At 47.2% G+C, this 22,661-nt stretch carries 18 protein-coding genes; 5 read left to right on the top strand and 13 right to left on the bottom strand.

Annotated elements, in window-relative coordinates; genetic code table 11:
- Positions 1-189 precede the first annotated feature (189 nt).
- The 5 genes from G9G54_RS23500 to rpoE all read right to left on the bottom strand — a co-directional run bounded on the left by G9G54_RS23500 (position 190) and on the right by rpoE (position 5,909).
- On the bottom strand, positions 190-1,443 hold the full coding sequence (locus G9G54_RS23500) for a UDP-N-acetylglucosamine 1-carboxyvinyltransferase (protein ID WP_013308220.1): 1,254 nt from the start codon (positions 1,441-1,443) through the stop codon (positions 190-192).
- 227 nt (positions 1,444-1,670) lie between these two features.
- A complete protein-coding gene (gene fba / locus G9G54_RS23495; RefSeq protein WP_013308219.1) occupies positions 1,671-2,525 on the bottom strand; it encodes a class II fructose-1,6-bisphosphate aldolase in 855 nt (284 codons plus the stop codon).
- Positions 2,526-2,771: 246 nt separating this feature from the next.
- The gene (locus tag G9G54_RS23490) at positions 2,772-3,140 is read right to left on the bottom strand and encodes a response regulator (RefSeq protein ID WP_013308218.1); all 369 of its coding nucleotides are present in this window, start codon (positions 3,138-3,140) and stop codon (positions 2,772-2,774) included.
- A gap of 213 nt (positions 3,141-3,353) precedes the next feature.
- Positions 3,354-4,955 carry a CTP synthase gene (locus G9G54_RS23485; protein WP_013368772.1) on the bottom strand — a complete coding sequence of 534 codons (1,602 nt, stop codon included), beginning with the start codon at positions 4,953-4,955 and terminating at the stop codon, positions 3,354-3,356.
- 402 nt (positions 4,956-5,357) lie between these two features.
- Positions 5,358-5,909, bottom strand: a complete 552-nt coding sequence (gene rpoE / locus G9G54_RS23480) for a DNA-directed RNA polymerase subunit delta (protein ID WP_013308216.1) — start codon at positions 5,907-5,909, stop codon at positions 5,358-5,360.
- A gap of 404 nt (positions 5,910-6,313) precedes the next feature.
- Here rpoE and G9G54_RS23475 point away from each other — a divergent pair, with 404 nt between their 5' ends.
- Positions 6,314-7,474, top strand: a complete 1,161-nt coding sequence (locus G9G54_RS23475) for a S8 family peptidase (protein WP_165179799.1) — start codon at positions 6,314-6,316, stop codon at positions 7,472-7,474.
- 14 nt (positions 7,475-7,488) lie between these two features.
- Here the strand turns inward: G9G54_RS23475 and G9G54_RS23470 are convergent, their stop codons facing one another.
- Genes G9G54_RS23470 through G9G54_RS23455 form a run of 4 tightly spaced genes read right to left on the bottom strand, consistent with a single transcriptional unit; the run spans position 7,489 to position 12,635 of the window.
- Entirely contained in the window at positions 7,489-8,874 is a 1,386-nt protein-coding gene (locus G9G54_RS23470) for an MBL fold metallo-hydrolase (protein ID WP_165179798.1), read from the bottom strand.
- The gene (locus G9G54_RS23465) at positions 8,871-10,541 is read right to left on the bottom strand and encodes an ABC transporter permease (protein WP_165179797.1); all 1,671 of its coding nucleotides are present in this window, start codon (positions 10,539-10,541) and stop codon (positions 8,871-8,873) included. Before G9G54_RS23465 ends, G9G54_RS23470 begins: the two co-directional genes overlap by 4 nt.
- Positions 10,542-10,545: 4 nt before the next feature.
- The gene (locus G9G54_RS23460) at positions 10,546-11,616 is read right to left on the bottom strand and encodes an ABC transporter substrate-binding protein (RefSeq protein WP_165179796.1); all 1,071 of its coding nucleotides are present in this window, start codon (positions 11,614-11,616) and stop codon (positions 10,546-10,548) included.
- 20 nt (positions 11,617-11,636) lie between these two features.
- A complete protein-coding gene (locus tag G9G54_RS23455; protein WP_165179795.1) occupies positions 11,637-12,635 on the bottom strand; it encodes an ABC transporter ATP-binding protein in 999 nt (332 codons plus the stop codon).
- 202 nt (positions 12,636-12,837) lie between these two features.
- On the opposite strand from G9G54_RS23455, the gene G9G54_RS23450 reads away from it, so the two are divergent.
- Both G9G54_RS23450 and G9G54_RS23445 read left to right on the top strand, forming a co-directional pair.
- A complete protein-coding gene (locus G9G54_RS23450; protein ID WP_076295928.1) occupies positions 12,838-13,731 on the top strand; it encodes a LysR family transcriptional regulator in 894 nt (297 codons plus the stop codon).
- Between the two features lie 126 nt (positions 13,732-13,857).
- Entirely contained in the window at positions 13,858-14,718 is an 861-nt protein-coding gene (locus G9G54_RS23445) for a hypothetical protein (protein ID WP_165179794.1), read from the top strand.
- Positions 14,719-14,829: 111 nt separating this feature from the next.
- Here G9G54_RS23445 and argS read toward each other — a convergent pair whose 3' ends face one another.
- The 3 genes from argS to G9G54_RS23430 all read right to left on the bottom strand — a co-directional run bounded on the left by argS (position 14,830) and on the right by G9G54_RS23430 (position 17,929).
- On the bottom strand, positions 14,830-16,509 hold the full coding sequence (argS, locus tag G9G54_RS23440) for an arginine--tRNA ligase (RefSeq protein WP_028542578.1): 1,680 nt from the start codon (positions 16,507-16,509) through the stop codon (positions 14,830-14,832).
- 2 nt (positions 16,510-16,511) lie between these two features.
- Positions 16,512-16,946 carry a DUF1934 domain-containing protein gene (locus G9G54_RS23435; protein WP_081112515.1) on the bottom strand — a complete coding sequence of 145 codons (435 nt, stop codon included), beginning with the start codon at positions 16,944-16,946 and terminating at the stop codon, positions 16,512-16,514.
- A gap of 92 nt (positions 16,947-17,038) precedes the next feature.
- Complete coding sequence (locus G9G54_RS23430) at positions 17,039-17,929, bottom strand: LysR family transcriptional regulator (RefSeq protein WP_165179806.1); 891 nt, start codon at positions 17,927-17,929, stop codon at positions 17,039-17,041.
- Positions 17,930-18,082: 153 nt separating this feature from the next.
- Between G9G54_RS23430 and G9G54_RS23425 the strand changes: the two genes are divergently transcribed.
- Positions 18,083-19,837, top strand: coding sequence for an ABC transporter ATP-binding protein (locus G9G54_RS23425; protein WP_165179793.1), 1,755 nt, complete (start codon positions 18,083-18,085; stop codon positions 19,835-19,837).
- Complete coding sequence (locus G9G54_RS23420; protein ID WP_165179792.1) at positions 19,834-21,573, top strand: ABC transporter ATP-binding protein; 1,740 nt, start codon at positions 19,834-19,836, stop codon at positions 21,571-21,573. Before G9G54_RS23425 ends, G9G54_RS23420 begins: the two co-directional genes overlap by 4 nt.
- Before the next feature lie 430 nt (positions 21,574-22,003).
- On the opposite strand, the gene G9G54_RS23415 is transcribed toward G9G54_RS23420, so the two are convergent.
- Entirely contained in the window at positions 22,004-22,483 is a 480-nt protein-coding gene (locus tag G9G54_RS23415) for a DinB family protein (RefSeq protein ID WP_165179791.1), read from the bottom strand.
- Positions 22,484-22,661: the final 178 nt, after the last annotated feature.

Raw genomic sequence — 22,661 nt, 5'->3', positions numbered from 1 at the left:
CATTAACATAATTTTAACCAAAACAAATAAAGTTATGCAGCCATCTGCCTGAATTATACCGAATTATTCCGGTTTTCCGATAAAAGATTGTTAGGTATGAACCACAATCTTTTATCAAGCAGCGGCTGCATAGGTGTTGCCCGTTCTATCGCTTTCGTTCCGGGAGTTCGAAAAAATTGCATGGTCTAACTATTCAGTCTGCCGCCATACATCCGCGCCCAAAAGACGCAGGTTGGAAACAAGGTGATCATAACCACGGTCAATGTACTCGACACCCGTCACCTCAGTTACACCTTCGCTTACTGTAAGTCCAGCAATGACAAGGGCCGCTCCGGCGCGCAGATCTGCCGCTTTTACTTTAGCTGCATTCAGTTGACCACCCTCTATAATGGCAGACCGACCCTCTACGCGAATTTTAGCCCCCATACGCACCAGCTCAGGGACGTGCTTAAAACGATTGCTGTACACAAAATCGCTCAATACACTGACACCCTGCGCTTGGGTAAGCAAGCTGGTCATGGGAGATTGTAAATCTGTAGCGAATCCGGGGTATATCAAGGCTTTAACGTCGACATGTTCATAGGAAGGTGCACCCAGTACACGAATACTTTCATCATATTCCTCGATGCCGATGCCCATTTCCTGCATTTTTGCAGTGAGAGCCTCCATATGTTTGGGGATTACATTGTCAATCAATACATTTCCACGGGTTGCCGCAGCAGCAATCATATATGTGCCCGCTTGTATACGGTCAGGTATGATGGAATGACGGCAGCCATGCAGCTCCGACACACCTTCAATTCGAATCGTTTCCGTACCGGCACCTTTAATAATAGCCCCCATCGAGTTTAAAAGAGTTGCTACATCTATAATCTCAGGCTCTTTAGCCGCATTTTCGATAATTGTGGCGCCTTTGGCACGTGCAGCCGCCAGCATAATATTAATGGTAGCGCCTACGCTGCTAACATCCAAATAAATCTTAGTTCCGCGCAGTTCTTTGGCGTGCAAATGAATAGCGCCGTGCTCGTTCGTAACCGTGGCACCCAGCGCTTCGAAACCTTTGATATGCTGATCAATGGGCCGGGGTTCGAAATTGCACCCTCCTGGCAAACCGATGATCGCTTCCTTGAATCTGCCCAGCATGGCTCCCATCATATAATAAGAGGCTCGTAATTTCTTAACAGGCCCATTCGGCATAGGAATGGATTTAATGGAGGAAGGATCTATTTTCATCTGGCTACCTTCCCAGGTAACCGTTGCACCAAGTTCCTCCAGTATTTCGGAATACACCGCCACATCACTCAACAGTGGCAAATTGTCCAAAATGACTTCCGACTCTGCCAGAATGGCTGCGGGAATCAAGGCGATGGCACTGTTTTTGGCACCGCTGATGGAAACTGTACCTTGAAGCGGCCGTCCACCGGTGATCATCAATTTTTCCATAAGCTTGAGGGTCCCCCTACGTGTTTTGCAGTCGGTCAAACAATAATCTCAAATCATAAACTTTTAACTTTTTTAGTGGTGAAAATGGAAAGACACCGGCTAAGCGGTGTGCTTTCCATACCAAACTATTCAACTGTACAGATTTAAATATTTTGTGCAGCAGAACTACAGCTACAACTAAGAAATACATCTAGCCTGTGCAGACGCACGACCAGTTTGATTCATTATTACGCTTTGTTGTTGGAACCGAACTCACGAATTTTACCGATAACGGTTTGTTTAATCGCTTCACGACCTGGAGCGATGAATGTACGTGGGTCATAAGCATCCGGTTTCTCAGCAAGCACTTCACGAACCACTTTCGCAAATACGATTTGGTTCTCAGTGTTTACATTGATTTTGGAAGTTCCCAAAGAGATTGCTTTTTTAATGTCATGTGTTGGGATACCAGTACCACCGTGCAGAACGAGTGGAAGTTTGATTGCATTGCAGATCTCTTCCATTTCTTTGAATCCGAGGTTTGGCTCGCCTTTGTAAGGTCCGTGTACGGAACCCAGTGCAGGTGCCAGTGTATCGATACCTGTTTCGTTAACGATACGCAGACAGTCGTCCAGCTTAGCGTACATTACGTCGCCGACAACATCATCCTCTTGACCGCCAACCATTCCAACTTCAGCTTCAACAGAAACGCCTTTGGAATGAGCATATTCAACCACTTTTTTCGTTGTAGCAATGTTTGTGTCGATCGGGCTGTGGGAATCGTCAATCATAACGGATGTGAAACCAGCGTCGATAGCTTCTTTACATTTTTCAAAGCTGGAACCGTGGTCCAAATGGATCGCAACTGGAACGGTGATTTTCATGTCATGAATAAGACCTTCTACCATTTTAACAACAGTGTAGAATCCGCCCATGTGACGTGCTGCGCCTTCAGAAACGCCCAAGATTACTGGGGATTTTTCTTCTTCAGCAGCGCCCAAAATAGCTTGAGTCCACTCCAGGTTATTAATGTTGTATTGACCTACTGCATATTTTCCTTCGAGTGCTTTGTTCAACATGTCTTTCATAGATACCAATGGCATGGTTACAGTCCTCCTAAAGGTGTTTGGGTTTGTCTATATTTTAGCCGACATCACATACGGGCTTATTATACCACAACCCATGTTAAATACTAAACAAGCTTTTGCATATCAACACATACAAAAATCACGTTAGGACGCCGTTTTTCCATAGAATTGTATAAGGAGAGGATTTACTTTCAGTATTTCCCATAATCACAAACAAAAAACCCTGTTGTGTTAACAGAGTTCTCAACCATAGTGACTCACCTAATCACCTCTGAGTTGCTTGTTCACAGCGATCCGCATTTCGTCAATATCAAAGGGCTTGGTAAAATGCATTAGCGCACCTAGCTCCGTCGCCTCTTTAATCATGTCCAGTTCTCCATATGCTGTCATCATAATAACCTTGATATCAGGATTCATGGTTTTTAGATGCTTCAGAATTTCGAGTCCGTCCATACCTGGAATTTTCATATCGAGCAGAACCAGATCAGGTGGTTCCTTCTCAACAATTTCAAGTGCAATTTTCCCGTTCGCCGCCTGAAAGGTCTCATAACCCTCACTTCCGAACACTTCCATCAGTAAAATCCGTATTCCATTCTGGTCATCGACGATTAATACTTTCTTCTTTTCCAATGTTTTAACCTCCTAAGATCTTAAAACGAGGATCATGCAGCTATTGCCATAACAGCGTCCGATGACGTACAATATCCGTCCCATACCTAAAACTATATTCGCTCCTGCAAAAAGAAAATCCTGCTCTTATACATAATTGTGGAATATTCTTTCATAATCAGGAAGCATGGGATAAAAAAAGACCTCCCTGAGGAGGTCTTACAAGCCATAGCATTAACCTTGAAGCTGCAATGCTGCCTTTACAAATTCACGGAACAAAGGCTGTGGACGATTCGGACGGGAAGTAAATTCTGGATGGAATTGTACCGCCAGGAACCACGGATGCTCAGGGAGCTCCACAATTTCCACCAAGCGTCCATCCGGTGAAGTACCGGAAATACGAAGACCCGCTTTTTCAATAACTTCACGATATTCGTTATTGAATTCGTACCGATGACGGTGTCTTTCGTACACCAGCTCGTCGTTGTAGCAAGCCGAAGCCAGGGAACCTTCCACCAGTTTGCATGGATACAAGCCAAGACGCATCGTACCGCCCAAATCTTCGATGTCTTTTTGGTCAGGAAGCAAATCGATGACAGGATAATCAGTAGCCGGGTTAATTTCCGAGCTGTTGGCTCCTTCGAGACCAGCCAGGGAACGGGCAACCTCAATGACAGATACCTGCATACCCAGACAAATGCCGAAGAACGGAATTTTTTGCTCCCGTGCATAACGAATGGTACTAATTTTGCCTTCAATTCCGCGATCGCCGAAGCCACCCGGTACGAGAATGCCGCCAATGCCGCCCAGCATGTCAGCTACGTTCTCGTCCGTCACTTCTTCAGCGTTCACCCAACGAATTTTTACGTCTGCATTCGCATCAAATCCAGCGTGGGAAAGCGATTCAACCACACTTAAGTACGCATCATGTAACGCAACATATTTACCAACAATGGCAATCTCAACCGTTTTATCCAGCTTGCTGATTCGATCAACTAACCCTTCCCATTCGGTCATATCTGGTGCAGGTGTTGTCAGCTTGAGGTGGTTAACTACGATTTCGTCCAAGCCTTCTTCACGCAGGTTCAACGGAACCTCGTAGAGGGTTGAAGCATCGCGGCATTCTACCACTGCATTCGCATCAATATCGCAGAACAATGCAATTTTAGCCTTCATATCGGAGGACAGTTCATGCTCTGTACGGCAAACAATGACATTCGGTTGGATACCGATACTGCGCAGTTCTTTTACACTGTGCTGAGTTGGTTTAGTTTTAACCTCACCAGCAGCTTTAATATAAGGAATGAGCGTTACGTGAATGTACATCACATTCTCGCGCCCAACTTCGCTTTTGAGCTGACGAATAGCTTCCAAAAATGGCAAGCTTTCAATATCACCCACAGTACCGCCGATTTCTGTAATAATTACGTCCGAACCTGCTTCACGGCCTGCACGATACACGCGTTCCTTGATTTCGTTCGTAATATGAGGGATAACCTGCACCGTACCGCCCAAATATTCTCCGCGACGCTCTTTGCTGATTACGCTGGAATATACCTTGCCTGTTGTGACATTGCTGTTCTTGGACAGATTAATATCAATAAAGCGCTCATAGTGTCCCAAGTCAAGGTCCGTTTCCGCACCATCATCCGTTACAAACACTTCACCGTGCTGGTAAGGACTCATCGTACCCGGATCGACATTCAGGTAAGGATCAAATTTTTGGATCGTTACCTTCAGTCCCCTGTTCTTCAAAAGCCTCCCTAGTGAAGCTGCCGTAATCCCTTTGCCCAAGGAAGACACAACCCCGCCTGTCACAAAAATATACTTTGTCACTGTTCAAAACCCTCCTAGATAAGATGCAAAATTCAGGCGACATTATGATGTTATCGTAACCCGTTTGCACGGATTATCATCCATGAAGAAGGCAGCGGAATCATTTTCCATGTCCGCCGCCCTTAGCCCTCTTTCATGAGTGAAAACACCCCTATAAAAAACAAAAAAGCACTCCCGTAGTACGGGGCACTTTTATACAAAAAGCAAACATATAAGTGAATCAATCATAAGCCCAAGCAATAGTTTACCCCGTGTCCAATCCGCTGTCAAGGAAGTTATCCGTGTTAATTTGTCCATTGAACCAGATTGGAGAGAATCCACCTGAAAGCTTTAAATCAGAAGAGGTTTTCAAGAAAACGGTCATGAAAAAGGGGAGAACGCATCTCCCCTTGCAGCCTGTTCCTAACGAAGCGAATCGTCGTCTTCCGTCGACTCATCGTCGTTTTCATCTTCTGAATCTTCCTCATCACTGAGGTCTTCATCGTCTATAACTACGTCTTCATCACTATCATCATCATCTTCTTCTCCGTCGAACAGCTCATCTTCGCCATCCTCGTCTTCGCTATCTGCATCGAAGTCGTCATCAGAGTTGTATGTTTCTTCTTCCTCATGATAGTCATCTTCGTCGTCATCGTCTTCGTCGTTAATAATACGAGGACGCTTGGCGCCTGTCAGGGCATCTTCGGATTTATCTACCGGATACCAACGTTTCAAGCCCCACAGATTCGTACCGACACAGGCAAAACGCCCGTCAATGTTGATTTCAGTATATAGCTGAGCAATAACGTCATTAATTTCTTCGTCGGAAAAGCCACGCAATTTGGCGACTTCCTTCATCAGGTCACGGTAATAATACGGAGTATTGGCTGCTTTCAATACCATAAATGCCAAATCCACCATTGGAGTCTCGTGGACTTTCTCCGGGTCAATCTTCAAGTTGAGTGGGGTACTCACCTAGGGACACTTCCTCTCACACGTAATTCACAAGAACATGTTTCAGAGCATACACGATACATGCAATACTAACATATCCATTATCAAAACTAAGTAAAACCTATTTGGAAGCAAATTGCAAGTTAAAGATGGGTATCGTCATAATTTCCAGGAATATCCCTCTAAACAAGACGGCATATATAAAAAGACGGGGTCCCCCCCGTCTTCGACTGTACCCGCTCCGGGAGAACCCCCCAAAGTTGTTGCACAAGAGCTTATGCCCTCCATGTATCGTATGTGTCCACAGCCACTTTGACACGACAAGCAGGCCTATTTCCATAAAAAAGGGGCAGGTTTCCCATGCCGCAGTTGACGCTTGCTCATACAATACCTCAGCATGGCTCATCGGAGGGGGACCGTCTCAAATGGACTATCCGGATTTTTTGCAGCGTTTGCATGAGGGTATTTCGGAGCCGTCCGGCAGTGGACGGAACAAACAGATCATCACGTTCGATAAGCCTCACCAATACCGGGAATGCCTGTCCTATCTCAGGAAGCTGAAACCCGAGCTTGCGGGATTACGGCAAGTACAACCGGCCCGACTAATCCGTGCTTTAATCGCTCCGCTTTCAGGGGGAGACAGGCTGGGCAAATATCACAACGGTGTCACCGTTGAAGAAGATACCCGCATGAAGGTCCACGCTGAAACTGCTCATATACCAAAAGCAGAAAAGAACCTTTCCATGCCATGGGGAGTCAAACAGGTACGTGCATACAAGGCTTGGCCTTCCTCGACAGGGAATCGGGTCAGAATCGGTGTGATCGACACAGGAGCGGATTTTCAACATCCTGATCTTCGTCATTCTCTCGCCAGAGGTATTAATTTGCTTAACCGAACCATGCTACCCTATGATGATAACGGCCATGGTACTCATATTGCTGGAACTATCGCGGCGTCCAACTATGACGAAGGTATGGTCGGCGTAGCACCACGGGCTTTAATTCATCCCGTAAAAGCATTTGATCATAATGGAGCCGCCTACGTCTCCGATATCATCCTTGGTATCGACTGGTGTGTATTAAATCGTGTCGATATCATCAATATGAGCTTTGGTATGAAGTCGCGCAGCAAGGCACTACTTGATATGGTGAATAAAGCATATCATAACGGCATTGTGATTGTAGCGTCCTCGGGAAATGAGGGCAAGCGCCGAAGTATTGACTATCCAGCCCGCTATTCTCAGACGATTTCAGTGGGGGCTACCGACAAATACAGACGCATCGCGCCTTTCAGCAACCGGGGGCAATTTGTAGACGTGTACGCACCTGGCGAAAAGATCACATCCTCCTGGATCCATGGCAAGCATCACGAAATGAGCGGTACCTCTATGGCTACTTCCCATGTGACCGGAAGCATCGCACTTCTCCTTTCACTGAGGCCGGAACTGGGGCCTGGAGAAATCAAGGCGTTGCTTAAGCGTACCGCCACACCGCTCCGTCTGCGTAAAAGCGCCGGACGGAGCTCTATCTCGACCAAACTTGGAGAAGTCGATGCCTTCCGATTGATGCAGGAGGGCACAAAGTGAATGATATTGTGATGCTAAACCTCTAGTGTAGCGCCCGGCTCCAGAGAGTGAACTTTTCTGGCAGGACCTTCACATCCACTATTTCCTTCTCTTATCAACTCATCTCGTACCAGGTCGGTCTGCAGCTTTGGCGCATGAACGAGTACAACCTGTTTGCTAGGCAGCTCCTTCAGCATTTGCCGCACATCTGATAATCCCTGATGCACCTTATAAATCAAATGCCGAGCTACACAGTTGTTATTTTCATCCGCACGTTCCAACAGATGTTTGCCAAAAGAACCCTGTGGAGCATGTCCGGTCAATATAACACTGTTGCTAATGCTTTCTCCGCTATCTTCACCCTCCCCCATGTTGCGGTTATCCGAAAGATACTGATAGTACCAACGCGCCTGTGGGGAATCCATCATGCCGTCTCTTGTTATGATAATAACCGTTGGGTTCTGTTCCAGCAGACTCACTCGTTCCGCAGCATCACGAGGCACGAAGACCCTGTCACTGTTTAGCACATGTTTTATTCGCGCCGGGGCTTCTGGACGCAGCCATTCTTTCCAGCGGTTTAACTGTTTCAATCCCTGCCATATGTCATGCTCTACAATCATTGCCTGTTCAGGGAATTGCTCGCTAGCCCATACGATCATGTCCTGTCCTCTACCAAAGGCAGGCACCGGCAATAACACATGACCTCCAGACCATAATATCCGCTCCATCTCGACCCTCAGCCGCTCCAGCTTAACAGGCTGCGGGTCTATATCCATGCCATAGGCATTGTCTATAATGGATATGTCCGCTAGATTGGGCTCTGACTTCCATTCAGGTAGGTCATGCAGCCCCTCCCCAACACCCAAGTCTGGCGCATCGGCAGCAAGAAGTTCAGATTCGCGGCTGTAATCTCCAGAAAAAAACAACCGCTTCCCTTCCATTTCTACCACATACCACACTGCACCAGCCAAATGTCCACTGCGTCCCCACATGATTCTCACACCCGGACAAGCCTCAAGCCATTCTCCTGCTGGCGCTTCATCTTCTAGATAGCGATAAGCAATGGATTGGATATCCTGTTCGTCGTATGGCAAGTCGGCTCCTCTCGATTCAACATAAGTATGCCAGGAGCGAAAATAGGAGCCTAACTGCTCAGCGGTGGCCTTGGTCGTCCAGACCTCCCCCTGGTATCCATACTTGTACAGTAAGGGGAGCGCCATGGAATGATCCTCATGTGCATGTGACAGCAATACAGTGGTCAGTCTCTCCGCATTTTGCGGCGGAAAAACCGGATATTGTCCGGTTCCTTCCTTTTTCACGCCACAATCCAGCATGACGCGATGCTGCGTTCCTTCAAAAACATAGCAGGAGCGGCCATGTTCGCCCGCTCCTCCCCAAATCCTAAGCTTGGTCATGATCATTTCCACTTTCTTTGCGAGTTTAAGCTTTCGATTAAGATCAGCAGCAGTGTGGTCATTCCGACCGATATGACGGCCATCGCCATCCCAAGTGACACCTGTCCCTGCTCAAATTGTGCAAATATGTAGGTTGCAGACGTCTGAACGGATGGCGGCAAAATCAGCAACGATCCTACCAGCTCGCGTGAAGCGATCGTAAATGTCATCATCCAACCAGCGAGCATTCCCGGTACAATCAGCGGCAGTACAATCCGGCGGAATATGTAAGACGGTCGTCCGCCAAATACCTGTCCCGCCTGAAAAAGACCCGTGTCCACCTGTGTAAAGGCGCTTTTGACATACTGCACCGTATAAGGAACAAACAAGATAACATACGTCAGAATGACCATGCCGTATGTGTTATACAATGGGATCGGCATCCACGGCGAATTCCACCATAAAATCAGGCCAACCACCATAACAATTCCCGGCACCGTATTCGGAAGCAAGCTGAATGCATCAACTGTCCGTTGGATTCTCGTGCGTGAGCCGCCAATGACAAGCGCAAACCAAGTGCCCAGTACCACAGCAAGCGTCGAAGCGCCCAAAGAGAGAAATACGCTGTTCTGGAGCGCCTCCATGCTCTCTGATCCCCAAGACAGCAGTTCCTTGTAAGAGTCGAGCGTCAAATTATCCCAGGCAAGGCCCATTCCCCTCAGCTTCATTGTTGAGGCTGAAAGAATTGAAAAATAAGGAATGCCAATGGACGCAATGAGCAACAATAGAATGAATGCAACACTCAGTCCCGTAGTCCAGCCGGATATACGAAGACGGGACGGACGCGAACCTTTACCACCTACCAGCCTGTACGTAAACTTTCGGTTGATCACCGACTGTGCATACCACATGAGCAGGCAGGCGGTTAACAGCACCGAGGCCATTGACGTCGCTTTGCCAAAGTCTATAGGCCAACTGGAAATATACTTGTGGATTTCCGAAGTCATGACCTCATACCCGATACGTCGCCCAAAGGTAGCAGGGGTACCAAACTCGGCAATCGTTTTAACGAAAATGAGCAACGCGCCCATTCCGTAAGCTGATAGCAGTAGCGGTAAAATGATTCGACGGAACCTGTACAGAAAGCCGCCGCCCATTACGGCTCCCGCCTCTTCCAGGCTCCCGCCAATCCTCACCAGCGCCCCGCGCAGCAGCAGGTACAGAAATGGAAACAGATGCAGGCTCATGATCATCACCATGCCACCAAGGCTGAAGAAGGACGCCGTTAAGAAATGTAGACCCGGGAACAATTGCTCCAGATATCCGTTTTTTTGCATAAACAGAATCCAGCCCATGGACCCGATATAGGGCGGGGTCATAAACGGAATCAGCAGCACGACATCCAGCCAGCGCCAGTGTGCAAGGCGAGTATTGGACATGATCCAGGCTAGCGGAAGTGCAAGTACCGTCGTTCCTGCAATCACGCAGATGCCAAGCCAAATTGAACTGAATAGCACGCCTGCAAATGGTGAAGCAGCTAACGTTCGAAAAGGCGCATCCCATTGGAATTTTCCATCAACATACACACTTTGGATAAAGATTTGTAGCAACGGCATCACAATCAGGAAAAGAAGCGCGATCAGAGCCAGCGTCAGACACCACGCTCTGATGTGTTTAACGGATAAGCCTCCCATCGGCTTACTTGAACATTTGCGTGAACTTCTCCGTCACGTCTGATCCGTGCTCGCCCATCCATTCCCAATTGGTCTTCAGCAATGGGATCTCGTCCAGGTTGGCACGCTTGTCAGCTTTGATATCCGTGCGGCCCGGGAGTAAGGAGGCATCTGCTACTAGTTTCTGTGCCTCGTCCGACAACAGATAGTCAATGAATGCCTTCGCATTCTGCTCATGCTGCGTTGACTTGAGAATTGCGGCAGGACGTGGGCTGATGACTGTCCCCTCTGTCGGATAGACGATATCAATCGGCTCACCTTTGGCTTTAGCCTTGTAGGTCATGTAATCGACCGCAGCGACGACTACACCTTTAGCTCCGGTAATCACGGGGTCCAGCGCTTCCTGATTGGCACCAGCCATAGCAACACCGTTAGCCTTGTACTGCTCGAACAACGTCCAGCCTCCATCGCCCTTGGCGCTCAGATAGCCTGTCATAAAATCCAACGCTGAGCCGGACAGGGATGGGTCGGGGATGTTAACCTGATCCTTGTACTCAGGCTTTGTCAAATCAGTCCATGAAGTTGGTGGTGTTTTCACCAGATTCGTGTTATACGCAATGCCCAGAGCAGAAGCACTGGTACTGAAGTAGTTGCCTTCCTTATCGGACCAGTCTGGATTTAGCTTGTCTGCATTCTTGGCATCCGGATAAGGCAGTGTTAGTCCTTCCTTTTTCAAGCCTTGTACAGACGGAAGCGATGCCAGCACAACCACGTCCGCTACCGGATTCGTCTTCTCGGCTTCCATACGGGCCAAAATTTTTCCTGTCGTTCCCTGGAACAACTCTACCTTCACTCCGCTCTGCGCCTCATATCCTGCTATCAGCTTTTTCGCCAGTCCATCCGGGCCTGCGCTGTAGACCACCAACTTCTGATCGGTGGATGCCGCCTCCGCTTGTCCTGCTGATCCATTAGCTGGCGCCCCATCCTTGGTTGGCGTTGCTGTTCCGCAACCCGCCACAGCGAGTCCAAAAGTCAAGGTTAATGCGAGCATCGTCCCTTTTTTCCATCCTGTACGAAAAACATGCCTATTCATCATCTTATATATACCCCTTTTCCTTATGCTTCAAGTTGGTGGATGTGTTGCGGTGATACCCAAATGTGCATTTTTTCGCCAATCGGCAAGCGGGTGGAGTGATATGCAGTCCATTGCTCACCGTTCTCGGCTAGTATACGAATTTCATAACGATCGCCGACATAGCTGACATGCAGGATCTCTACTGTAAAAGCGTGCTGATCCGCTTGCTCCTGTTCCCAACGGACATGTTCAGGACGAAATAGTGTCCGTTCCGACTCCAGCCAGTTGGATTTGCCAATAAACCTCGCTACCTCTGGATGAGCTGGGCAACCGTAGATCACCTCTGGTGTTCCGGTCTGCAAAATATGTCCACTTTTCATAACAACTACTTCATCAGACATGGACATAGCCTCGATCTGATCATGGGTGACATATAGGGCGGTCAGCCCCAGATCGCGCACAAGCGATAGCATCTCAATGCGCATCTCCTCCCGTAGCACCGCATCCAGCGCACTGAGTGGCTCGTCGAACAAAACAAGTCGAGGCCGGATAGCAACCGCTCTTGCAAAGGCAACCCGCTGCTGCTGACCACCAGACAGCTGATGAGGATACCGATCCTCCATCCCTGACAATCTGACCATGTCGAGCGCCTCCAGCACCACTGTCCGCAGTTCCTTGTCTCGAGCGCTGGCGAACCCTTTCCCACGCTTGCCCGCACGCAGGCCGAAGGCCACATTTTCAAACACCGTCATATGCGGCCACAACGCGAAATCCTGAAAGACCATGCCAAAGTGGCGGAGATGGGCGGGAATATCCTTTTTGCGTTCTGCCGAAAAAAGAATTTCCTCTCCCATCGTGATTGTGCCGGTATCCGGTATCTCTAGACCAGCAATCAAGCGCAAGAGCGTTGTTTTCCCACAGCCGGACGGTCCGAGCAGTGTTGTGAATTTGCCCCGTCGTACTACCAGATTCGTCTCATGCAGCGCGGTTATTTGGCTGAAGGTTTTACTTAATCCGTGAATATATAGATCCTGATTCATCGCATTACCTGCCTGTTCTTCTGACTGACCCCAGTGTAAAACTTGAATTCGCAACCTGTGTTATTGGAAAGTTAAAACAAAATTAATTATTTCAATGAATTGTGTTAACACTCATAGATTTAATCTATATAGAGGGGATTGATGCTGCTCCCCAAAGAAATAGGCATGATTGTTCGATTAACCTGAAAGCGAGGCATTCTAAGTGAACTTAAGTCTTCTAAAGTTACATATTGTAGAGCTGCTGAATAAGCACCATAAAATTACCACGGTCGCCGAGCTTCTTGGCCTAAAGCAACCAACCGTTACTTTTCATATGAAGAATCTGGAGCGTGAATTCGGAGTAAAGCTGTTTGACACACGTATGGGCAAAATCATCCTGACGGATGCTGGAAATGCGTTGCTGCACTATGCCACTAAAATTAATGCACTGGCTGCTGAAGCTGAGCGAGTCGTCCGCGAGTTCGATACGCTCCAGCGGGGAAGTATACGTATTGGCGCAAGCTATGTACCCGCTACCTACCTGCTTCCTGCTGTGCTGCACCGCTTTGCCCGTGAGCATCCGGGCATTCACATCGCCTTGTCCGTGAAAACAGCGCCCGTGATCAAGGACATGCTCGCTCGCCACGAAATTGACCTTGGCATCATTTCGGCAGAGCCGTTTCAATCCCCAACGCTACTCTCCGAATCTTTGGGCGAAGATGAACTGATGCTCATCTGCTCACCCACTCATCCGCTCGCCAACGAAACCGATTTGACGCCCGAGCTGATCGCTTCTTCCTCCTTCGTATTACATGGCAAGGAATCCAGCACACGCCATGTGACCGACAAATGGCTGGAACGTGGGAGTCGGCGGCTTCCTTCCTATCTGGAGCTGGATTCATTGGAAGCCATCAAACAGGCGGTTATGCTGGGAGAACACATCTCCTTTGTCTCTCGCATTGCCGTTCAGTCAGAGGTTGAGCGGGGCTTACTGGTTGTAAGACCTATTCCGGGGCAGTCTGTTGAGCGGTACATCTATATGGTCAGCAACAAAGACCGCCATCGCTCGGCGCTCATTCACAGATTCACCGAATATTTATCATGGAACCAAGATTAAATCTTACCTGTCATATAGAAATTATGTAATTTTTTAACCGGAGTACCCTCTTGCTTTGACATACGACTGACAATACACCCGTAAAGTGTAGCGTGTAACCTATTCAGACGAACAGGAGAGGATGAAATGAATACAGGCCTTCGTATCACTAAATTGATGTCAGTAGTAACTCTGAGTGCAGTGCTGCTCGTAACAGGATGGAAAGGAGTAGAACCAGTGCAAGCCGCCGCCAATGCCACACCAAGCTATGAGGTGAAGCTGCTACTGGATACGGCTCAGGTCCTCAATGCGGATGGCTCATTAAAAAGTGGCATCGTGAACGAGTTTCAAATTAGCAACGATGCACAACGATTGAGCGTCGAGTATTTTGATACAAATTCATTGCAATTGAATGACGAGGGCTGGAACGTGAGATTTCGCAAAAAAGAGGACAAAAAAAATTATGAATTAACCTACAAAAAGCGCTATACGGTCACAAATGGAAATATCGACGCGGCGCTCACCCAAGCGAATAAAGAAGGGTTCAGCGCATCTGATGATAATTATGAGGCTGAGGTGGATTGGGGATACAGCAAGCAAACACTAAGCTTTTCCAATGATAAAAAAACAAACGCCTCCAAAGGATTGGCTCTGCCTTCCCCAGATCAAGCATTAAAGCAATTGCAGGATAATCTTCCGGGCAAGCTGCAAAACTGGAAAAATAGCAATTGGGGCAAACAAACCTTGGCAGACTCCAGAGTACGCGGTCCTGTACAGGTCAGTAAATACGAGGGTAGCTTTCAGGGATTGGATACTGACGTTGAAATATGGCCTATTCGCAGCGCAAACGGATCAGGTACAGATTCTATTATCGAAATCTCCTTCAAAACCACGGATTACAGTGTTGCTGCCAGCAACCGCACCAAGCTGATGAACCTGCTGCAATCCAAAGGATGGCTGGTTCCCGCCGATTCCCTGAAAACGAATTTGGTACTGGAACGCTACTAAGCTAATCCAACATAAAAAGGAACCGAAGCGCCACCCTGTTGAGGGTGATACGAACGGTTCCTTTTATTATTAATTATATGACTACAAGGTCATTACGTTAAAGTTGTTTGCTTACATACGTTCTGGTGCAGACACGCCCACCAGCTTCAGTACGTTGGCAATGGTCGTGCGCACCGCACCAAACAACGCCAAGCGTGCCTGCGTTTGAGCGGCATCCTCTGTGATAACGCGCTCTGCCTTATAGTAGCTGTGGAACAATGAAGCCAGCTCGTAGACATAGCGAATCATACGGTGTGGTGCAAAGTTTGCAGCCGCTACCGATACTTCTTCCGGCAGCTCGCCGATTTTGCGGAGCAGATCGTATTCATGTTCAGCCGTCAGCTTGGACAAGTCAACTTCTGCCAACGGCAGCACAGCAATACCTTGCTCTTCGGCTTGACGATATACGCTGCATGCACGTGCGTGTGCATATTGTACGTAGAATACCGGATTCTCATTGGAGGTCGAAATCGCCAAATCCATGTCAAAATCCAGATGCGAATCCATGCTGCGCATAGTGAAGAAGTAACGGATCGCGTCTACACCCACTTCTTCCATCAGATCTTCCATCGTCACGGCCTTGCCGGTACGTTTGGACATTTTTACTTTTTCCCCATTTTGGAACAAGCTGACCATTTGGGCAATCAGCACTTTAAGCTTATCTGGATCATTGCCCAGTGCTTCCATTGCTGCCTTCATCCGTGGAATGTAGCCGTGGTGATCCGCTCCCCAGATGTTGATGATCGTGTCATACCCACGAGCATATTTATCGCGATGGTAAGCGATATCTGGGGTCAGGTACGTATATGTACCGTCATTTTTGATCAAGACACGGTCTTTATCGTCGCCGTACTTGGTCGTATTCAGCCATGTAGCTCCGTCCTTCTCGTAAATCTCCTCACGGTCACGCAACTCATTCAGCGCTTTAAGCACTTCACCGTTTTCATACAGCGACGTTTCGCTGAACCAGGAGTCAAAAGGTACACGGAACAGCTCCAGATCGCGCTTGATCTTGTTCAGTTCCTTTTCCAGACCGTAGTCACGAAAATAAGCTGCGCGATCTCCCGGTTCCATGGACAACAGAGAATCGCCCTTTTCGGCCACCAGTTCCTTGGCAAACCCGATGATATCCTCACCATGGTAACCATCCTCCGGCATCTCCGCAGGCTGTCCGAGCTCCTGCAAATAACGCGCTTCAATAGAGCGGCTCATGTTGTAAATCTGGTTGCCCGCATCATTAATGTAGTATTCACGAGTTACTTTGTATCCGGCAAAATCAAGCACGTTGCAGAGAGCATCCCCTACGGCTGCACCACGTGCATGACCTAAGTGAAGGCTACCTGTCGGATTGGCGCTGACAAACTCGATTTGTACCTTTTTGCCTGCACCTTCCTGTATACGCCCGTAATCTGCCCCCTGCTCCTGCACTTGTCCAATGACTGCATACAGGTAGCTCTTGTTCAGGCGAAAGTTAATAAAGCCCGGTCCAGCGATTTCCGCACTTTCAATAGAAGCGGAAGCTAAATCCATATTCGCGATCAAATCTTCAGCGATTTGCCGTGGGTTCTTCTTTGCAATGCGGGTGAGCTGCATCGCAGCGTTGGTAGCCAAATCACCGTGTGACTTGTCCTTTGGCACCTCCAGCGTAATGGTCGGCAGCTCTTCGCGGCTCACGATTCCGGTAGCCAGCACTGCCGCTTCGATTGCTGAAGTCACCTTTTGATTAATAAGTTCCAGTGGATTGCTTGTCATGATTATTGCTCCTCCTGTATATGCAAACTGATGGCAAAATGCCCCGAGAAATCCTCAAATACGTACAGATCATAGGTCCAGCTCACATGTCCGGTGAAACCATCCATCCGAATATCGAGCTTCTGCGTATGCGCAGACATGTTCAGGTTTAAATAAGGCGAGCGGTAAAATCCAGGCAACCTGCGTCCCAGCGCAAACGACTGCTCTGATTGTACCTCACCGTGACGAATCAGCTTTAGCTCATCCGATCCGATTTTGACTGTGTTCCGTGTCGTACCGCCCTCAGGACTTTCTTGCGGCTCATCGTACCTTATATATAGATGCTTCCCACGCACGATCGCTTCTCCGGGAAGTTCCTGTACCACATCTTCTCCGTCATGGTGACTATGAAGACGGATTCGGACCTTTGCATTATGTGGCATGTATTCAAACTCCATTCTATTGCTATCCTACTGTACTACTATATCCAGTTCCCGATTGCAATTCAAATGAGTTTTTACAAAAAGATGCTTTCATCCAAAAAATTCAGCTACCTTAAGTCAGCTCCATCGGAGGCTTGGCTAAAACTTTCGATGAATCGAGAGGCTAGAGAAGACAAGTATTTATCCTTCAGCCAGACAGCCGCCACACGCGTATGCAATTCCTCACACATAATTTCCTTAACGATTAACTGGTTATTGCTTCCGAGTGACAACGCAGACCGCGAAATCATACCGATCCCCAGCCCTTCATTAGCCCAGTGAAGCGTGGTGCGAGCATCGTCGTTTTTGCAAAAGAAATTTGGCTCAAAGCCATGCTTCATACAGGTATCGTGGATCAAATGTTCAAAGCGGCGATATACGATGAGTGGCCTGTCCTTCAACTCAGACAATGAAATGGTCTTCTGTTCGGGGTTCCAGTCATATTCTTCTGTCATCACTGCTATCATCGGCTCAGTGGACGCATATCTACACCCTAAATCGGTAGTATTAAAAGGGGTTCTGACGATACCGACCTCGACAATTCCTTTGTTCAAAAGATCGAGAATCATGAACGTATTTCCCTCATGAATTTCAAATTTTACACCCGCATAGGTTTTATGAAATTCGGAAAGCCTGTCTTTCATCAGCGTTGCCCCAGAGGAGGAGACCGTTCCAATGGTGAGCGTACCTTTCATCCCCATGGCAAAATCGTTTATCTCTCTTGTCGTGGCATCTGTCAGCTCCAAAATCTGCTTGGCCCTGTTCTGTAAAATGATGCCGGCCTCCGTCAATTGGATGCTTCGTGAGCCTCGATGCACGAGCTTTACACCAAGCTCTTCCTCCAGCTGCATGAGCTGTTGACTTAAGGGAGGCTGCGCGATTTGCAGCTTTTTGGCTGCCGCTGTAATCTGTCCGGCCTCTGCAATCGCCAAAAAATACTTGAGATGTCTCAATTCCATCATTATGGACCTCCGGTACTGATATATGTAAAACCTATACCTCTAATATATATTAAATATTATTCATATAGTTGAGGATATGCCATAATCAAATTCAGTTATGCTATTGCGGCATGAAGCTAGATACATTATTTAGGTTAGGTGATGGTTTATTTGCTGAAATTTGCTGTTTTTTTGAAACCCTATAAAAAGGAAACGATTCTTGGACCTCTGTTTAAACTGATTGAGGCCATCCTGGAAATATTGCTGCCTACGATGGTTGCTTTAATGATCAATCATGGTGTAGGTAAAGGAGACACCCATTATGTTTGGCAGATGGGTCTTTTGATGTTACTCATGACTATACTGGGCTTTGGCAGTTCATTAGTGTGTCAGTTTTACGCAGCTCGTGCCTCTCAAGGATTCGGAACTACGCTGCGCAATACGATGTTTAAGCATATTTCTTCTTTTTCTTATGCTGATCTCGATAAATTCGGTACACCCTCGCTTATCAACCGGATTACGAATGATGTCAATCAGCTGCAAACAGCTGTAGCGATGTTGATTCGTTTGGTCATTCGTGCTCCTTTTATTTGTATCGGGGCGATTATCATGTCCATGATTCTGGACTTCCGCCTTGCTTTGGTGCTGTTGGCGGCTACACCGATTCTGGCTTTGATTCTGTATGTAGTCATTACGAAGGCTTCTCCCCTGTACCGGCTATACCAGAAAAAACTCGATAAAATCGCTCTGGTACTTAGCGAAAATCTTACAGGTGTACGGGTCATACGTGCATTTGCCAAAAGAGGAGCTGAACGAGTAAAGTTCAATGCCGCCTCAGATGACCTGACCCAGACTGCTATTCGTGTCGGACGTATTTCTGCTTTGCTAAGCCCCGCCACCTTGTTAGTGGTGAACGGAGCTATTATTGCTATCCTGTGGATCGGCAGCATCCATATCCAATATGGATCTCTTACACAAGGGGAGATTATTGCCTTTATTAATTACATTACGCAAATTTTACTGGCTCTGATTGTGGTAACCAATTTAATTATTTTGTTCACCAAAGCTGCCACTTCAGCAGCGCGTATTCAGGAGGTCCTAGACACGCAAGCTTCGATTTCCGACACTGCTACTACTTCTACATCTATAGACAGGGAGGAAGCAAGTGAGCATGGCGCTGTACCAGCCATCTCTTTTGATCACGTTTCCTTTGGATACAATAAGACAGGGCAATTGGCACTTAGCGATGTAGTGGTAAACATCTATCCCGGTGAAACGGTCGGCATCATCGGAGGAACAGGTTCGGGGAAATCCACCTTTGTGAATCTCATTCCCCGCTTCTATGATGCGGTAGAGGGTCGTGTGCAGGTTGATGGCATCGACGTTCGGCAATATAAGCTTGAGCAATTGCGGCAGAAAATCGGAATTGTCCCTCAGATGGCGCTACTGTTCACTGGTACTATAGCGGATAATATCCGTTGGGGGCATGAACACGCCACCGACGAGGAAGTCGCTCAAGCCGCAGCTATCGCACAGGCGGATGAGTTCATTTCCAACCTGCCGGAGAAATTCGATGCTCCGATCACCCGAGGGGGGCTTAATTTGTCGGGAGGACAAAAGCAGCGACTTACCATTGCCAGAGCTATTGTCGGCAATCCGCAAATTCTCATTTTGGATGACTCCTCAAGCGCACTTGATTTTGCAACCGACGCCGCCCTCCGTAAATCGCTACGGGAAAATAGCACCAGCATGACCGTCCTGTTGGTCTCGCAACGAGTAAGCAGTGTACAGCATGCTGATAAAATAATTGTGTTTGATGAGGGGCGAATTGTCGGTATCGGAACACATGAACAGTTGATGAGCAGCTCAGATGTATATCAGGAAATTAATCATTCCCAGCTCTCAACGCAGGAGGTAGACCAATGAGTGGCAAGGAAACTTGGAGAAGATTGTTAACCTATGTGGGTCAATATAAAACAACAACATGTTGGGTCATCGTCAGTGCAATTCTCAGCGTGCTTGCCAGTCTGATCGGACCCTACATGATTGGTCAGGCTATCGACCATATGGTGGATAAGGGAGCAGTGGATTTTAAAGGTATTGCGCAGATTCTAGCTGGATTAGGCATTGTATATGTTGTAGGCAGTCTATTTAGCTGGCTGCTCACGTATTTGACGAACCGCATTGCTTTTCAGACCGTAAATGATATGCGGCGGGAGTTATTTGATCATTTTAATATCCTTCCGTTAAGCTTTCATGATACTCATCCACAAGGAGACAGCATTAGCCGTTTTGTGAACGATATGGATGCTGTGTCGGATGGATTGCTGCAAGGCTTTTCCACATTGATTACCGGGATTATTACGATTATAGGCTCCATTGTACTCATGCTGTATATCAGTCCGATCATGACGTTGGTTGTATTGGTGTCTGCCCCGATCACATATGGCGTAGCACGGTTCATTACCACAAGATCGCAGCGTATGTTCCGCGAACAGGCCAAAATTTTAGGAAGCCTGAACGGTTATGTGGAAGAAATGATCGGCGGGCAACGGGTAGTTACCGCTTTTCATTATGAAAACCGCTCACTTGAGGAATTTTCCGCCAGAAACGAACAATTGTATCAAGCCGGGGTGAAATCGCAGTTTTACGGATCATTGTCCAACCCCTCTACCCGATTGGTGAACAACATGACTTTTTCAGTCACCGCCATGATTGGCTGTATCTCCATTATTTTGGGTGGGATCTCGATAGGCGGATTGTCGAGCTTTCTGATTTATACCAATTTGTTCGCCAAGCCTTTTAATGAAATTACGGGTGTGCTGACCCAGTTCCAGGCAGCTACGGCTTCTGCTCAGCGCATATTTGCTATTTTGGACTCACCGCCAGAGCAGCCGGAAAAATCGAACGCCGTACAGCTGGAGCGCAGCAAAGGCACGATTCTTTTTGATCATGTCAAATTCTCCTACAACCCGGAACGTACGCTCATTACGAACTTTAGTTTGGAGGTAAAGCCAGGCACTCGTGTGGCCATTGTCGGGCAGACCGGAGCTGGCAAAACCACACTCGTCAATCTGCTCATGCGATTTTACGATGTGGACAGCGGCTCGATATCCATCGATGGGGTGAATATCAACGACATGAGCCGAGACAGCCTACGGACTAACTTTGGTATGGTGCTTCAAGATACATGGCTGTTCAGCGGGACCATTCGGGACAATATCGCTTACGGGAAGCCAGAGGCCACGGATGAAGAAGTCATCGCGGCTGCAACAGCTGCCAATGCGCATAGCTTCATCAAGCGACTGCCTCATGGCTACGATACGGTCATCAGCGGGTCAGGCGACAGCCTGTCGCAAGGCCAAAAACAGCTGCTTACCATCGCGAGGGTGATCCTGGTCGATCCACCTATGCTGATCCTGGATGAAGCGACCAGCAGCATAGACACCCTGACAGAAGCGCGTATCCAAAAAGCATTTATGAAAATGATTGCCGGACGCACCAGCTTTGTGATCGCCCACAGACTATCGACCATCCGCGAAGCGGATTTGATTTTATACATGAAAAACGGCGATGTCGTCGAAAGTGGTACCCATGAGGGACTTCTTGCCAGCGGCGGCCATTATGCCTCGCTCTATAACAGCCAGTTCACTATGGACTAGCAGGCGTATCGGGTACGGTCGCAGGTGAATTTAAACGCGATTTGGCTGAACGTATCATTCAGCACCTGAGGGCTACACACGAGCAAAAAATGCCTTTGAAACAGACCGTTCCTCTCCTGATCAATTCCACTATCCTGCCCAATATCTGAACAACGAAAAAAGGAGCCATAATAAGTTTGGCTCCTTTTTTTGAAGTACCTCTTATTAGTTCGCTTGCGTACTCGTTTAGTGTTGATCGTACTTTTAAATGGCTGACATAGTGGGGTATAAGGAGGTGTCCGAGGATGTGGAAAGATGTTTCAAGGCGTGGCAACTAAATATTTGGAAATCAAGTTGAACAAATGCTTATTTCAGCGTACCAAAATCTAAACATATAACAGTTCGAAAGGCTTCTGGGTTACATAAAAACAAGACTTTAACAAAGTCAATATCAATCCCATATCTTAGGGCGGTCTATTCCCATTGTTCTCATATAGTTTAACAACTGACCTGTGTGAACAGATTCGTGGTAAGCAATGCGTAATAACATTCCCCCAAGTGTTTTAACATAACCACCTGTGTCAGAAAGGTCTATTTCTATATTTTCTAAGTCGTTTATACTAATTGTTTTAACATATCTCAAGAATTCCTCACGATAAGGCTGTGCAAATTCAAGTTCATCATCTACTGATGTGAATTTTTTTGCTTCAAAGGGATTAAACAAATTAGATAGTGCTTTACTACCTCTCCCTATAAGAACTTGGTGAAAGAGAAACTCACCTTGTAATAAATGTCTGATCATTTCAGCACAAGTAAGAGCATCTTCATCAGGCTTCCAACTTAACACTTCTTTAGGTATAGATTTCCATACTTTTATACTTCTACATCTAATTTCTTCAAAATTTAAAATCATTAAATCAACTGAATTCATCAAAGCTCCACCCCTTTGCTTCTATTCGTAGATAAATTATACCAAATTTATTTCAACAAGAATATGCTCTTATATATAACGCAAAAACAACAAAGTTTACGAAAACAACCTAGAGAAAACAAATAGAAACCACGATGAATAGCGGTTTGAAAAAATACGCTCTCATATTATATAATAT

It is taken from the genome of Paenibacillus sp. EKM212P (assembly GCF_011066115.1).
Lineage (GTDB): Bacteria > Bacillota > Bacilli > Paenibacillales > Paenibacillaceae > Paenibacillus > Paenibacillus polymyxa_B.
This window is presented reverse-complemented; position numbering and strand designations above follow the sequence as displayed.

Excerpts from the sequence above, each read along its gene's own strand:
- G9G54_RS23500 (WP_013308220.1), bottom strand. The coding sequence starts at position 1,443 with ATGGAAAAATTGATGATCACCGGTGGACGGCCGCTTCAAGGTACAGTT.
- fba (WP_013308219.1), bottom strand. The coding sequence starts at position 2,525 with ATGCCATTGGTATCTATGAAAGACATGTTGAACAAAGCACTCGAAGGA.
- G9G54_RS23475 (WP_165179799.1), top strand. The coding sequence starts at position 6,314 with ATGGACTATCCGGATTTTTTGCAGCGTTTGCATGAGGGTATTTCGGAG.
- G9G54_RS23470 (WP_165179798.1), bottom strand. The coding sequence starts at position 8,874 with ATGATCATGACCAAGCTTAGGATTTGGGGAGGAGCGGGCGAACATGGC.
- G9G54_RS23465 (WP_165179797.1), bottom strand. The coding sequence starts at position 10,541 with ATGGGAGGCTTATCCGTTAAACACATCAGAGCGTGGTGTCTGACGCTG.
- G9G54_RS23460 (WP_165179796.1), bottom strand. The coding sequence starts at position 11,616 with ATGATGAATAGGCATGTTTTTCGTACAGGATGGAAAAAAGGGACGATG.
- G9G54_RS23455 (WP_165179795.1), bottom strand. The coding sequence starts at position 12,635 with ATGAATCAGGATCTATATATTCACGGATTAAGTAAAACCTTCAGCCAA.
- G9G54_RS23445 (WP_165179794.1), top strand. The coding sequence starts at position 13,858 with ATGAATACAGGCCTTCGTATCACTAAATTGATGTCAGTAGTAACTCTG.
- argS (WP_028542578.1), bottom strand. The coding sequence starts at position 16,509 with ATGACAAGCAATCCACTGGAACTTATTAATCAAAAGGTGACTTCAGCA.
- G9G54_RS23435 (WP_081112515.1), bottom strand. The coding sequence starts at position 16,946 with ATGGAGTTTGAATACATGCCACATAATGCAAAGGTCCGAATCCGTCTT.
- G9G54_RS23430 (WP_165179806.1), bottom strand. The coding sequence starts at position 17,929 with ATGGAATTGAGACATCTCAAGTATTTTTTGGCGATTGCAGAGGCCGGA.
- G9G54_RS23420 (WP_165179792.1), top strand. The coding sequence starts at position 19,834 with ATGAGTGGCAAGGAAACTTGGAGAAGATTGTTAACCTATGTGGGTCAA.
- G9G54_RS23415 (WP_165179791.1), bottom strand. The coding sequence starts at position 22,483 with ATGAATTCAGTTGATTTAATGATTTTAAATTTTGAAGAAATTAGATGT.